Annotated in this window: 13 protein-coding genes; 3 read left to right on the forward strand and 10 right to left on the reverse strand. The window is 47.4% G+C overall.

The genetic code is table 11. From position 1 onward, the window contains the following. Positions 1-58: 58 nt before the first annotated feature. Together GZK95_RS09360 and GZK95_RS09365 are read right to left on the reverse strand one after the other, a co-directional pair. Positions 59-1993, reverse strand: coding sequence for a GGDEF domain-containing protein (locus GZK95_RS09360; RefSeq protein WP_075716453.1), 1935 nt, complete (start codon positions 1991-1993; stop codon positions 59-61). Positions 1994-2229: 236 nt separating this feature from the next. Next, positions 2230-2970 carry a VP0952 family biofilm-associated protein gene (locus GZK95_RS09365; protein WP_075708037.1) on the reverse strand — a complete coding sequence of 247 codons (741 nt, stop codon included), beginning with the start codon at positions 2968-2970 and terminating at the stop codon, positions 2230-2232. Positions 2971-3105: 135 nt separating this feature from the next. On the opposite strand from GZK95_RS09365, the gene GZK95_RS09370 reads away from it, so the two are divergent. After that, positions 3106-3408: a DNA base-flipping protein gene (locus GZK95_RS09370; RefSeq protein ID WP_075716452.1), complete on the forward strand. Its 303-nt coding sequence runs from the start codon at positions 3106-3108 to the stop codon at positions 3406-3408. 34 nt (positions 3409-3442) lie between these two features. On the opposite strand, the gene GZK95_RS09375 is transcribed toward GZK95_RS09370, so the two are convergent. Beyond that, positions 3443-3868: a YbaY family lipoprotein gene (locus GZK95_RS09375; protein ID WP_075716451.1), complete on the reverse strand. Its 426-nt coding sequence runs from the start codon at positions 3866-3868 to the stop codon at positions 3443-3445. Positions 3869-4065: 197 nt separating this feature from the next. On the opposite strand from GZK95_RS09375, the gene tesB reads away from it, so the two are divergent. Beyond that, positions 4066-4926, forward strand: a complete 861-nt coding sequence (gene tesB, locus GZK95_RS09380) for an acyl-CoA thioesterase II (protein ID WP_075708043.1) — start codon at positions 4066-4068, stop codon at positions 4924-4926. A 162-nt stretch (positions 4927-5088) separates the two neighbouring features. Continuing rightward, complete coding sequence (locus GZK95_RS09385; protein WP_075708045.1) at positions 5089-6153, forward strand: PLP-dependent cysteine synthase family protein; 1065 nt, start codon at positions 5089-5091, stop codon at positions 6151-6153. Between the two features lie 236 nt (positions 6154-6389). Here GZK95_RS09385 and GZK95_RS09390 read toward each other — a convergent pair whose 3' ends face one another. From GZK95_RS09390 to GZK95_RS09420, 7 genes are read right to left on the reverse strand one after another with little or no spacing between them, the layout of a single operon-like run. Then, entirely contained in the window at positions 6390-6962 is a 573-nt protein-coding gene (locus GZK95_RS09390; RefSeq protein ID WP_075716450.1) for a histidine phosphatase family protein, read from the reverse strand. Next, entirely contained in the window at positions 6959-8287 is a 1329-nt protein-coding gene (locus tag GZK95_RS09395; protein ID WP_075716449.1) for a cobyrinate a,c-diamide synthase, read from the reverse strand. The genes GZK95_RS09390 and GZK95_RS09395 overlap by 4 nt, the downstream gene beginning before the upstream one ends. Then, positions 8284-9354: a threonine-phosphate decarboxylase CobD gene (cobD, locus tag GZK95_RS09400; protein ID WP_075716448.1), complete on the reverse strand. Its 1071-nt coding sequence runs from the start codon at positions 9352-9354 to the stop codon at positions 8284-8286. The genes GZK95_RS09395 and cobD overlap by 4 nt, the downstream gene beginning before the upstream one ends. 37 nt (positions 9355-9391) lie before the next feature. Next, on the reverse strand, positions 9392-10369 hold the full coding sequence (gene cbiB, locus GZK95_RS09405; protein WP_225623984.1) for an adenosylcobinamide-phosphate synthase CbiB: 978 nt from the start codon (positions 10367-10369) through the stop codon (positions 9392-9394). Then, positions 10362-11129 (reverse strand): precorrin-4 C(11)-methyltransferase, encoded by a 768-nt coding sequence (gene cobM / locus GZK95_RS09410; protein ID WP_075716473.1) that lies wholly within the window; start codon positions 11127-11129, stop codon positions 10362-10364. The genes cbiB and cobM overlap by 8 nt, the downstream gene beginning before the upstream one ends. A gap of 12 nt (positions 11130-11141) precedes the next feature. Beyond that, positions 11142-11963: a precorrin-3B C(17)-methyltransferase gene (gene cobJ, locus GZK95_RS09415; RefSeq protein ID WP_075716447.1), complete on the reverse strand. Its 822-nt coding sequence runs from the start codon at positions 11961-11963 to the stop codon at positions 11142-11144. Beyond that, positions 11956-13614 carry a cobalamin biosynthesis protein gene (locus tag GZK95_RS09420; protein ID WP_075716446.1) on the reverse strand — a complete coding sequence of 553 codons (1659 nt, stop codon included), beginning with the start codon at positions 13612-13614 and terminating at the stop codon, positions 11956-11958. The genes cobJ and GZK95_RS09420 overlap by 8 nt, the downstream gene beginning before the upstream one ends. Positions 13615-13617: the final 3 nt, after the last annotated feature.

Genomic DNA, 13617 nt, shown 5'->3' on the forward strand with positions numbered 1-13617 from the left:
CAAGTGCCTAGCAATTAATCAGTTGCGTATGATATCTAAACGAAATCCAACGCGGACATCATGACACCAAAGACTCATCTAATCTGGTTTGAAGTTGAGACTTAAGTAACTTCGTCTCTACATGATTGGCTTTGCGTTTGTTTGAATACATCGACAAGTCCGCTTCATGCATCACATCTTCAAGTGACATGAGTTCGCCGCGAGGTTTAGAGACACCGAAGGCCACCGAAACATCGAGTGTGATGTCGTTTGTTCGCGAGGAAAACTTGATTTTTTGCAAGTGCAGTAAAGCATGCCCCAGCTCAACACCATTCACCACGCCAACCAGAATAAACTCATCGCCACCAATGCGGTAACTGCGCCCTGTCCAGTAACGAATAATGTTTCTCGCTAATTTCTTTAAGACTTGATCACCAATCTCGTGACCATAAGTATCATTGATTGGCTTAAACTTGTTTACGTCGAGGTAAATCACTGTCGCTTCCGGCGGTACACCTTTGCTATAACGGCGTTTAAGCGCTCTACGGTTATTTAACTTGGTTAAGTTGTCAGTGTTGGATTGGTGGTTGAGATAAAAACTAAGTAGCAGTGAGGCAAACAAAACCAAAATAATGATCGATAAGCTGAGTCGAGCCAATTTTTGCTCGCTTTGCAACGTCGCCCTCCAGTCAGGCAATATATAGTGATTGTTCACAATACGTTCAAGGTCAAGCATGGTAATCGCTTGCGAAAACAACGGCGCCAACGATGAGCCCAGTGCTGTTTTAGGGAACCCTATCGCAATATCGTTAGAGTAAAACTCGCCAATAAGTTTATCCTCCACAATTGGCAGCACATTCTCTGATTCTCTTAAGATCTTGTTAAAGCTGGAGCGCGTGGTGACCAAATAGTCGATTTCCCTACTGAGCAAGGCTTTTAGTCGCTCGCTGTCGTTGTTGTAGGTATAGAGTCTTTTCTGCGGCAACATTTCCTCTAATACCTCGTGGTAAATATCATCCCTCACCACGCCTATTTTCTCGACAATCATCTCAGAGACACTGCTGTAGACGTTGTCTTTGTACCCCTCTCGCTTGATGACTACTCCAGTAGAGGTGTAATAAGGCAGGCTAAAATGGGCAATGCTTTTACGGGGTTCAGAAATAGCGATGGGAGACAACACGTCGATGCGCTGTGATAAAAAGTCATCGTACATTGATTCCCAAGTCTCATTGCTGTGGCTCACCAACTGGCAATCAAGTAGCAAGATTTGACAGGCAGAGAATATCACTTCGGGAGTGACCCCAGTCACGCTGCCATTATCGTGATAGGTAGCATACTGCCCCGTATGCTCTATCTTGACTCTTAACGGCTGATTTCTATCAATACCAGCGCGAGTCACCATCTCCCGCAACGCCGATTGACGCAACTCGAACTGGTAATCCTCAACAGATTCTCGCAACGCTTTCTGCACTTTCGCGGTGTGAATATACTGTTCGAACTGGCGCAATTGCTCTGAGTGCAGTCCTTTCGTTGCGATTAGAGACACAGGCTTGATCGATATTTGGTGATTGAGCAACTTCGCATCAAACCCTGCCAGCAGCATAGGTTTAAGCTGATTTATCGCATCCACCACACCTTCCACTTTCCCCTGCTCAAGTAACTGTCGGGCTTCAAGGTGCCCACTGTACTCTATCAACTTAAGCTCAGGATAATTCTTGACGATCAAATCCCCGTAGATGGTACCGTGAGGCACTCCAACCGTTGTAATGCTGCTTAGCGTGGCGCCATTGCTGCTGTAAAGGTAGGTGTATTCGATATTGGTGGGGCTTGAGAAGTCGAATCGCTCTTGACGAGCTTCGGTAAAGGTAACATTCGCCGCGAAGTCACTCTCTCCCGTTTCGATAGCAGTAAGGATATCGTTGAAACTTGGGTAATAGACGTACTCTATCGGCAGTTCAAAATGCTCAGAAACTGCATTAAATAAAGTACGCGTAACAATATCGTCCGCTTCCATACCAACCCGGATGCTATTGGCAGCATATAGGGGAAGCGAGAAACATAACGCTACTATCCATAGAAGAGTGTGTTGTAGCAATCCTAGCCTAACCTTTGTTCCAACTGTCAGAGAAATGTCGCGTCGCTAATTTAGTTGAACTGATTTATACGCTTACACGCCAAATTCGCTGTATGAATATCAAACAATTGTGTCACAAAGTCGCTATAAACAACAGCCATGAATAGCAACAACTCTCATATTTCTTCGTTATACTCCGCAGTTTGAAGCACGTAGTCGGTAATCCATGCTGTACCAAGTAAGCACAGCCAGACCACGAAAACAGGATTAGGAACTTCAACTTGCGGGCTAATGACCAAGGCGGCAAAGCCCACTGTTGGCAAAGTCCAACACATCAGTTTTCCCCATTTGAAGCTTTTGTTTCTTAACAAACTTTCCAACGACGACATTATCCCTATCGCCGACAAGGCAAACAAAATACCGTAAGTAAACTGCGCCACCCAGAGCGGAAGAAGTAACACCAATACCCACCAGCGATGCTCCTTGGCTGGTTTCCAGTGACTCGCAGACCACCAAATGAAGATAACCGCCAGAGTTTGAAAACCTGTCATCACCGCTGAACCTTCCAACTTACCTGAGGTTTGCGTCGACATGATGCCGACCTGCAACGTCAACACAATAAGCGCTGAAATTGCCACCGCAACAAGGTTTGAACGTTTGGAAGAGATCACCATCAACAACGGAAAGAGGATCCAGACACTCACTGACAGAGTAATCGGCTGATGCGGCAGGGTTAAACCATAAACCAAAACGGAGACAAAAAAGACCGCAGAAGCAAAGCTGCGTTTCTGGATGAGCCACAGCGCAGGCACCAGCACAGCGACTAAAGGAATGTCTCCTTCACTCACTCCAAGTACTCGCGCACACACTATAGATAGTAGTGCTGCTATGAAAAACTGTATGGTAGAAACCAACATTCCCGCTCCTTATTCCTTCCTGGAATTTATGAAATCGGTTATTTATGTATTAATAGACCTTTAGAAACCAGTACCGAAGCATCCCCTTGCTTAATCGGTACTTTATTAATATTACTCTAGAGTAACTCAATAAGTATGGATCAGTTTTTAGCGCAAATCTTTGCAGTAATTCAACAAATTCCCACAGGAAAAATTACGAGTTACGGCGAAGTCGCCAAAATGGCGGGTTATCCAGGCTATGCGCGCCATGTCGGCAAAGCTCTGGGCAACTTACCCGAAGGTTCAAAGCTACCATGGCATCGTGTGGTCAACAGTCAGGGTCAAATTTCATTAAAAGGAAATGACTTAGAAAGACAAAAAAAACGGCTGCATGCTGAAGGTGTGGAATGCAGTGAACAAGGAAAAATAAACCTCCGAAAATACAAATGGCAACCGTAAGGCTGCCATTGGTTCGTTGTGAGTGCGCGTTTACTTATCGCCCTACGCCCACTAACATCAAATCACGGTGTTGTGTTTTCGCTTCATCGTTAATCACTGGATATACCGTATCAGTTGTAAAGTGAAGCTTACCGTTCACCTCAATGCGCGCGCTAACGGCATAAGTGTGGCCTGGTAAAATGGTGTCTGCATCATAATCAAGGGTAAACGCAAATGGCACTTGCTTGCCTTCGGTTTCCATCACTTGTTCCGCCACCAGTTTAGCTGGTGCGTCGGCCAATGAGATGTCTTGCAGACGAACGGTCACCACCGCGTTGTCTGGCAAAAGAATGCGCTCACGATACGCGACCGTACCTGTAACAGATTGCTGCATTTGAACTTGTGAAGTTGGTTCAGATTGACAACCGATTAGAGTCGCTCCGAAAACAACCGACGCCATTAACATCAGTGCTTTTTTCATAATGCCTCACTATGAGATTGAATACGGCGAAAATTATAGTCGCGATTATGCATAGTGTCATGAAGATTTAGCGTCTCTTGACGAACAATTAACTATGTTAGATTTTATGTCAGAGGCAATCAAAGCGCTTGAAGCTGCCATTCATTTAGCTATACGCTAAAGTCAATTGAGAAAAATATATATTGGAAAACAACGCTATGAGTAAACCTCTTAACGAACTGCTAAGTTTGCTGCAATTAGAGAAACTGGAAGAGGGGCTATTTCGCGGGCAAAGCGAAAACCTTGGTCTTCCTCAAGTCTATGGTGGTCAAGTGATTGGCCAAGCACTCTCAGCGGCTCGCTATACCGTAGACCCAGACCGCACCGTGCACTCATTTCATAGCTATTTCCTTTACCCTGGCGATCCGGAAAAGCCAATTATTTACGATGTCGAAAATCTACGTGATGGACGCAGTTTTAGCACCCGCAGAGTCAAAGCGGTGCAAAATGGACGCCCAATCTTTTACCTAACTGCCTCTTATCATGGTGAAGCACCTGGCTTTGAACACCAAAATACCATGCCGGATATTCCAGGGCCGGAGAACTTCGCCTCAGAATCTGAGTTAGCAGCAAAAATCGCCCATTTCCTACCGGAAAAGCTGCAGAAAACATTCTGCGGAGAGAAGCCTATCGAAATGCGTCCGGTTACCGTGGTCAACCCACTCAAACCTGAAAAAGTCGAGCCGAAACAATATCTTTGGATGAAAGCCAATGGCGAAATACCAGACAACCAACTGATCCACCAATACCTATTGGGTTACGCGTCTGACTGGGGTTTTCTTGTCACAGCTCTTCATCCTCATGGGGTTTCACTACTTACGCCAAAACTGCAAGTCGCGACTATCGACCACTCTATTTGGTTCCATCGTCCGTTTAAAATGGATGAGTGGTTGCTGTATGTTATCGACAGCCCAACTGCGAGTAATACCCGTGGTTTGGTTCGCGGTGAAATCTATAACCGCCAAGGCGATTTGGTTGCGACTGCCGTTCAAGAAGGGGTTATGCGCTTTACCAGCTAGCACTTTAATTCCACCAATAGGCGCAACAATAAAACACAACGCTTATTTTACCTTAGTTAATAGAAAAATTTTCTACTCGCGTATGAAATTGTAGGAAACAAAGCAAAGTATTTCTCCTCAATTCTGGCTAAATTATACCTAAGCAAATTGAGGAGAAAGCCAATGCCTAATCACCATGACTGGATCAACAATGCGGTACGTAAAATCGAAGCAGATTACCAACGCTCGGCCGACACGCACCTAATTAAACTCGATTTACCTAGTATTCAGGGTATCGATATCTATTTAAAAGACGAAAGTACCCACCCAACGGGTTCACTGAAACACCGTCTCGCTCGTTCACTATTTCTCTATGCACTCAGTAATGGCTGGATTGACGAGAACACAACCATTATTGAATCCTCCTCTGGTAGCACCGCGGTTTCAGAAGCCTACTTTGCTCGACTACTTGGCTTACCCTTTATCGCTGTCGTGCCACAAAAGACCGCACGAAAAAAAATCGAACAAATCGAATTTTACGGTGGTAAAGCCCATTTTGTAGAACGTTCTGACCAAATTTATGCCGAGTCCCGCCGTTTGGCTAAAGAGTTGAATGGTCACTATATGGATCAGTTCACTTATGCAGAACGCGCGACAGATTGGCGCGGTAACAACAACATCGCGGATTCGATCTTCAACCAAATGAAACTCGAAGATCATCCAGTACCAACTTGGGTTGTGATGAGCCCGGGCACTGGCGGTACATCAGCAACGATTGGACGATTTATTCGTTATCAGAAACATACCACTCGTCTGTGCGTCGTTGATCCAGAACATTCCGTATTCTATGACTACTACCAAACAAGAAACTGTGACATTACCTCTGATCAAGGCAGTCGAATTGAAGGTATTGGCCGTCCGCGCGTTGAGCCAAGCTTTATCGCAGGCGTGGTCGATGAAATGCGAAAAATCCCCGATGCCGCCTCAGTTGCCACCGCGCAATGGCTAGAAACGCTGCTGGGTAGAAAAGTAGGTGCCTCCACCGGCACCAATCTTTATGGCGCTTTACAATTAGCGTGCGAAATGAAGCAGCGTGGTGAGACAGGTTCGATCGTCACTCTATTATGTGACAGTGGCGAACGTTATTTGGATACCTATTACAACCCATCTTGGGTAGCCGAAAATATTGGCGATCTGCAACCCTATCTCGACAAACTCGCCGTAATTGAAACGACGGGTTGTTGCTAGTGTAGCGAACAAAACGGGTATCCATAACGATACCCGTTTTTATAGGGACACACACCTCTACCTAAAGGAACTGCTTATAGGGACAGACACTTTAATATCTCTGTAAATCAATAAGAGTTATAAGGACAGACATCTTAAGTAAACTGTTAGGCTTCACTTAATGCTTATAGGGACAGACGCTTTAATATCTCTGTAAATCAATAAGAGTTATAAGGACAGACACCTTAAGTAAGCTGTTAGGCTTCACTTAAAGCTGGAGGTAGACAGTCGAAAAAGATAGGTTCTGCTTGCTTGATAATCCCGTCACCTTGATGCCATGACACGCGACCATTAATCAGGTTGAGCGCTGCCCGCAACCACTCCCCATGTCCGACAACCACCACTAAATCCTGCGCATGGCCAGATGATAAACCCGAGAGAAATGTGCGAATTCGATGCTCAAACACGCTCTCGTCCTCAACGCAAAACTCGCCATTACACGGCTTGTGATAGCGCTGGTGATACCATTGCCAAGCGGCTTTTAACTGCGGTTTTTTATCAATCTGCTCACCTTGCAGCAAGCCAAAGTTACGCTCACGCAAGCGAACGTCATACCTAACTTGTGTGCCCAACTTATCGGCAAGAATTTGCGCGGTGTGAGCCGCACGCCCCAAGTCACTACTCCACACCACAAAACTGGCGGCAGTGGGAAGCTGAATATGATTGATTTGCTCAATAGCTGCTGGAGTTAAAGGACTATCAAGCCACCCATGAATACGACGCTCGATGTTCCAACTTGTCTCCCCATGGCGTAACAAGACCAGTTTCAAATCTCACCTTTGAAAATTTTCGCTGTCAACGCAGCGTTATAAGGGAAATACCAATGAACATACGATGCCACCACTTTGCGGTGAATCCACACCGGATCAAGTTTCTTTCCTCTTTGTGAGATAGGATGACATAACACCTCTTCATTCGAGTCTGTTTTTGAATAATGGAATGTGTGTCCTCGCAATGCTGCATCATGCAAGCTTGCCTCAAATACCCCTTCTACCAAGCCCAGCGCTTGCAGTGAGTTCTCCATTCGTGAGTGTGCATCCAACACCCCACACATATCGCCAATCTGGTCACTGCAATCTGTTAGGGTTTTATTCAAAAAAAGCATACCGCCGCATTCGGCAAGCACCGGTTTGTTGGTCTCGATATGCTGCGCAATCTGAGCGTACAACTGAGTGTTACTTGCCAGCTTATCAAGATATAACTCTGGATAGCCGCCCGGTAGATACAGCGCATCACAATCCGGAAGCCCCTCTCTAGCAAGTGGTGAAAAGTAAACGATCTTTGCCCCCATCTGCTCAAGCAGTTCAAGATTAGCTTGGTAGAGAAAGCAAAACGTATTGTCTCGAGCAATCGCAATGGTCACACCTACCAACTGCCGGGGGATAGGATTTTCAGCAAGCGCTTCAAATTCAATTGCCGGTGGCATATGGATATCCCCATGCTCGGCAAGCAGCGCAGCCGCAAGATCGAGCCTTTGATCAAGGTCGTCCAACTCTGAAGCTCGTACGAGTCCAAGATGTCGCTCGGGTAAAGTTAGGCCACTATTTTTTGGAAGATAGCCACAAAAAGCTAATGAGTGTGGCAGCGAATCTTTTAGCATTTGAGCGTGAGCAGATGAGCCCACTCGATTGGCAAACACACCATACATATCAATGTCTGAACGGAAATGCGCCAGCCCATAAGCTATCGCACCAAAGGTCTGAGCCATTGCACCTGCATCAATCACAGCCAACACGGGAATACCCAATGTTGCCGCAATATCTGCACTGGAGCACTGACCATCAAACATCCCCATGACACCTTCAATCAGAATTAAGTCCGCTTGCTGCGCCGCTTTGGCGATCATCGCTTTACAATGTTCTTCGCCACACATCCAAAAATCCAGTTGATAGACCGGATGACGAGACGCAAACGCTAAAAAGTCTGGGTCAATAAAGTCTGGTCCAGTTTTAAACACCCGCACTCTCTTGCCCTGATTTGTAAAGTAGCGAGCAATCGCTGCCACCACCGTCGTTTTTCCACTGCCAGAACTAGGGGCAGCAACGACCAGCGCAGGACAGCAGACCTTGGTTGAATTAGATATGTCAGGGTTCATCCATTGTCTCCTTGGGGTAAGTCGAGCGCTCTGTTGCGACGCTCAGAGAGTTTGAGCAGCGCCGCTTCAAGTGTTGCAAACTGCTGTGGATTTGCCGGCAGACCAAAACGCAATGCGTTGTTCTCATCACACAGTCGGGTTAGTACTCGGCTTTGACACAACCACTCATGGCACTGACGTGCATCGTGTAAGTAGACTGTGGTAAATAGATCGGTTCCCACTCTCTCTGACGGTAAATATTGGTCGAGTAGCCGATTTAAGGCTTGCGAAGCAAAGTGGATGTTTTTCCGCGCTTGGGTTTGCCAATCCCTATTTAGTAACGCTTGTTTAACGGCCCAACGTGCGGGGCCCGCTACAGTCCATGGTCCAAGGAGATCCTGCATTTGGTCAAGCGTTGTTTGCTGAGCAAAAACGAAACCGACCCGCGCGCCTGCCAAGCCAAAAAACTTCCCGACCGAGCGCAGCACAATAACGCCAGACAACATCCTTTCTTGCATATGATTAAACAGCGAGACATTTGGCGTGCAGTCGACAAACGCCTCATCAACAACCAAAAAACCGCCCTTTTTTGTCATGATGTCACCGAGATGCATCAACTCCGAAGGCTGGTAACATCGCCCATTGGGATTATTAGGGTGAATAATCACCACCACATCACAGTGCTCAATTTGCTGCTGGGATTGCAAGTCATCATAGAGTTCCACACGCCATTGATTCTCACCCAAGCGCATTTCTTGCCAAGCATGTTGATGTTCTTTGTAACCTATACGCGGTAGTGCGACAGTGCCACATCGTCCCAATGATAAAGTGACCAACTTGGGCAACACCATAATTGCGGCTTGTGTCCCCGCAACGGCCAAGGGTGAGCAAGGCGCGCCGTAGTATTCTTTCGCAGCGACAGCCAAGCCATCGTCTACCTCTGGTAAACGATTCCATACCGACAAAGGAATGCTCTCAACAGGATAAGGAAAAGGGCTAACCCCTGTTGAAAGATCAAGCCAATCCTTTGGATCACTGTGATATTTTCGGGCAAATTGATTGAGCTTGCCCCCGTGATCTATCGCCATTTACTCTCCTTAAGGAACATGGTTTCATCACACCTAATTAGCGACATAGCCATGCCATAATCAACAAACCATGGCTGAAATAGAGGCTGCCTCGAAAGACTAGTTGATTCGCCAGTGGAATTTCTCGCCAAGTTGCGACAGAGCCAATCCCCATCGGTTTCTTGTCGTGCAATACACCATGATAATAAGTCGGTCCACCAATAGTGACTTTTAACGCTCCGGCTCCGGCTGTCATCACGACTCCACCATTAGGACTACTGCACTGTCTCGCTTGCAGCCTCCAGCATCGAAGCGCAGTGAAGAAGCTACCTTGAATCGCGTAGAACAACGCTGTCACTCGAGCAGGAGCCCAACCCAAAACATCGTCTATTCGAGCGGCGCACCATCCAAAGTGAAAATAGCGCTCCGTTTTATAGCCCCACATCGCATCTAAAGTATTGGCAAGACGAAACAAAACCGCTCCAGGCGCACCGAGGATTAAAAACCACACGACCGGTGCAAACACGGCGTCGTTACCATTTTCCAACACCGACTCAATCGCAGAAGAAGCCATCTCTTTTTCACCCATCTTGTCGGTATTGCGACTCACAATCATTGAGACGGCATAGCGCGCACCTTCAAGGTCACCTGCTTTCAACGGGACAAAAATCGCTTGCGCATGGTCGAGCAAACTTCTGCCCCCAATAGTCATCGATAGAATGACTATGTTTAGCACTAACCAAAGAGATGGGGATTGTGATTCAATCTCGCCCAGAGCGAGATTGCAGATTGCGACCCAAGGCAAAACGCTAACTGACCATGCCAGCACGCCTTGCAAACGGACGTTGAGCGCGCTGAAACCCCGGCAGCGTTTTTCAACCGCATTAGCAAAGGCACCAAATCCCACCAACGGGTGGTACTTGCTTGGCTCACCCAACCAATAGTCAAGCCACAGTGCGCCAACAACAATCAGCGCTGCGACCAATAATGGCGCGTCACCGATGCCTATACCTGCCATGATATTGAGATCACTCATCAATCACTTTCGCTTTGCGACATCCATGCGAGAAGCTAGGGTCATACAACTTGGAATCAACGAAGTCATCAATTGCAAACACCTTGCTGACAATAATCATCGCCGTCGAGCGAATCTTAGCCTGATGCATTTTCTCAGCAATATCGGCCAGCGTTCCTCGAATGATCCTCTGCTCAGGATGAGAGGCCTTTTCGACCACACAAACTGGCCAGTTTTGCGGATAGACCTCACTCAGCTCTCGCACAACTTTTCGAATCAGTGTCGCACTTAAGAACAAGCACAGCGTCGCTTCATGTTGAGCAAGAGATTTTAAGTTCTCCTTGTCTGGCACAGGAGTTCGCCCGGATGCTCGACTCAAAATGATAGTCTGACACTCCTCCGGCAAGGTGAGTTCCTGCCCAAGCGCCGCGGCGGATGCCTGAAAAGATGAGACACCTGGAATCACTTGCCAATCGATACCCAGTTGATTCAAACGGCGAGTTTGCTCAGCCAATGATGAATAAATAGAAAGATCGCCAGTTTGTACCCGAGCCACATCTTGATTATTTTGCTGCGCTTGTTGATAAACAGCGGTTATCTCATCAAGATCCATATCTGCCGAGTTGAGCACTAAGGCGTCAGGGTGGGCACGTTCAATCACCGCTTTGGGCACCAAACTGCCCGCATAGAGAATCACTGGGCATGTTTCCACTAACTTAGCCCCTTTTACGGTGATTAAGTCGGGGTCACCCGGCCCAGCACCAATAAAGTAAACCTTCATCGCCATTACCTCTTATTTATCTGACATCACGGGGAATTCGATATCGTTAAGTGAGCGCCCCGGCGTCTGTCCATCACGGGTTTCACCATCCGCTAGGCTGTATTTGTTGCGATATCCACGTGGTGTCACAATCCAATCATCAAAGCGAAAGCTACTGCTATTCCCCACAATCACCGCCGCATTCATGCCAAACTCTAACTGAGTGAAGCTCTCTAAAGTGGAAAGCTGGACTGACTGCTCATCGCGATAGGCCGCATTGACCACTGCGACAGGCGTATTGACCGCTCGATGCTTAAGCAATATCTGTTGCGCTTCAACAATATGATGTTGCCGCTTTTTAGAGCGAGGGTTATAGAAGGTAATGGCAAAATCCGCTATCGCGGCGGCCTCTATGCGTTGGGTGATCACCGTCCAAGGGGTCAATAGATCTGACAATGAAATGGTACAACTGTCATGACCCAGCGGCGCACCAACCAATGATGCACACGCGTTGGCGGCGGTGATCCCCGGAATGGTTTCTACCTCAATATTGATCGCCTGTGAGGCCAGCAGTTCAAAAATAAGAGGGGCCATGGCATACATGCCAGCATCACCGGAACATACTAGCGCAACCTTATACCCTTGCTGTACCAACTGAATCGCTGAGTCAGCCCTTTGCCACTCTTTAGTCATCCCCGTTTTGACCAGCTTCTGCCCATCAATCAATGGTTCAACCATGTTGACATAAGGCGCATAACCGACGACAACATCCGCTTGTTTGATCACTGACTGTGCCCGAATCGACATAAGATCTAAGCTTCCTGGCCCAAGTCCCACTAATGATAATTTAGCCATTGCTATACTCTCCTGTCGCGGACTCCACCGTCGCGAAATACTTTTGGTCTAGTACGTCTGTCACCAATCCCTGATTCGCTAATGCATTAAACATTGCGCGCCACTCTGCATCTGACAGTTGGTCAACATTTTTAAGCCACAGCGCATTGTTTGCAGTGACCGAGCCCGACTGTTTTCTCTCATAAATCACTAACGTCGCGCGGTTACGACACGCTCCAGCACACAGGGTACGGCTAATTTTTATCCGCCGCTCGCCGCTCGCAAGATCCATTTCTTTAAGGATATTACGCAGATCATGCGCCAAGTTTTTACTGCCCGCTTTGGCACAACGCGTCCCCTCGCACAGGAGCAGATGATGACTGTGGTGAAGCATCGGGCGATTGAGGTCTACATGCTTGGGCTTGCACTGATACCCCTCAACCACCTCATTTCCATACGCGTTGAGTTTTACAGGGACAGGCACCTTATCATCCCCCGACGCAGGCTTTTCACCATATCGCTGCGCACTGCCGTGGATTTTGCTGCCAAACCAGTTTTTCTTTTTTTGCTGCACTAACGATTCTGAATAGGAACGTCGACAACAGGCGATGGTCATGTTGTATCCATCCAACTTGAACGCCCATTTCGCCACCAGCAAATGATCACTCTGGCAGTGCTTTAACGCCGCCGCCTCAGCGACTGAGTTACTCCCCGTCACCTGCTTAACGTAATCGGAAGGGTTTTCAATCCCTTCAATACCATCGAGCTGCTCGGCAGGATAAGTCACATAGGGCCATTGGTTTTGCTGAGAAAGAGCAATCAACCCCAGCTCATTCGCTTTAAGGTCGATACTGGCAATCGCCCCAACAGAGTCTAATGAGAGATCAAACTTATGGCTGAATGCACGAAGTCCTGCTTGGAGCGTCGACAGCGGCGTATTTCGGTCACACCCTAATCCCAAAACCAATGACTTAGGCCGCCAAACAACCAACTTACGTGACCACTGCTTGATAGGAATTTCATGTTTATCACTAATTAGAATCGCGCCTTGGTAATCACTCGGTTCAATATCTTGCAAGGTAGAATGGCAAATCACATTGGCAGGCATGCGCTTGTCATATTTCCACCAACTTTTCTCCCCGGTTTCTTGGGCGATCACCACAGGCTGTTGATTAACCAAGGCCGCTGATACTGGAGTGAGCGATGCTTCCGATACAGGATCTAACACCCATCCAAACGGGGCGCCTAGCATATCCGCGGCTATCCCCTCCGAGACATCAGAAGCCGTCGTGATAACTGGCGTCGCTTTTACAATATGAGCAATGCGCTGCGTTAGCTCGTTGGCCCCCCCTCGGTGACCAGAAAGCAGTGAAATAGCGAAGGTCGCTTGTTCATCAAGGCAGACAATAGCCGGATCTTGTCGTTTGTCTTGAAGTAAAGGACTGATCACGCGGGTGACGATTCCCGTGGCACAAATAAAGACATGACCATCATAGTGATGAAACTTTTCTGCCACAAAACGAGCCAGAGGTAGCACAAGCTCTTGGGCTTCACTATTGCTGGATTTAACCGCATCAGAAATAAACAAATCAGCAAATGGCAATGCTCTTTTTAAACGTTCTGCTTGCTGAGCACCATTGACCGTAATGGCGTAAATCGCGAGTTTTTTCATAGT

The organism is Vibrio panuliri (assembly GCF_009938205.1).
In the GTDB taxonomy this organism is placed as follows: Bacteria; Pseudomonadota; Gammaproteobacteria; order Enterobacterales; family Vibrionaceae; genus Vibrio; species Vibrio panuliri.

Excerpts from the sequence above, each read along its gene's own strand:
- cobD (WP_075716448.1), bottom strand. The coding sequence starts at position 9,354 with ATGGCGATAGATCACGGGGGCAAGCTCAATCAATTTGCCCGAAAATAT.
- GZK95_RS09395 (WP_075716449.1), bottom strand. The coding sequence starts at position 8,287 with ATGAACCCTGACATATCTAATTCAACCAAGGTCTGCTGTCCTGCGCTG.
- GZK95_RS09385 (WP_075708045.1), top strand. The coding sequence starts at position 5,089 with ATGCCTAATCACCATGACTGGATCAACAATGCGGTACGTAAAATCGAA.
- cobM (WP_075716473.1), bottom strand. The coding sequence starts at position 11,129 with ATGAAGGTTTACTTTATTGGTGCTGGGCCGGGTGACCCCGACTTAATC.
- GZK95_RS09420 (WP_075716446.1), bottom strand. The coding sequence starts at position 13,614 with ATGAAAAAACTCGCGATTTACGCCATTACGGTCAATGGTGCTCAGCAA.
- GZK95_RS09375 (WP_075716451.1), bottom strand. The coding sequence starts at position 3,868 with ATGAAAAAAGCACTGATGTTAATGGCGTCGGTTGTTTTCGGAGCGACT.
- tesB (WP_075708043.1), top strand. The coding sequence starts at position 4,066 with ATGAGTAAACCTCTTAACGAACTGCTAAGTTTGCTGCAATTAGAGAAA.
- cbiB (WP_225623984.1), bottom strand. The coding sequence starts at position 10,369 with ATGAGTGATCTCAATATCATGGCAGGTATAGGCATCGGTGACGCGCCA.
- GZK95_RS09360 (WP_075716453.1), bottom strand. The coding sequence starts at position 1,993 with ATGGAAGCGGACGATATTGTTACGCGTACTTTATTTAATGCAGTTTCT.
- GZK95_RS09370 (WP_075716452.1), top strand. The coding sequence starts at position 3,106 with ATGGATCAGTTTTTAGCGCAAATCTTTGCAGTAATTCAACAAATTCCC.
- GZK95_RS09365 (WP_075708037.1), bottom strand. The coding sequence starts at position 2,970 with ATGTTGGTTTCTACCATACAGTTTTTCATAGCAGCACTACTATCTATA.
- cobJ (WP_075716447.1), bottom strand. The coding sequence starts at position 11,963 with ATGGCTAAATTATCATTAGTGGGACTTGGGCCAGGAAGCTTAGATCTT.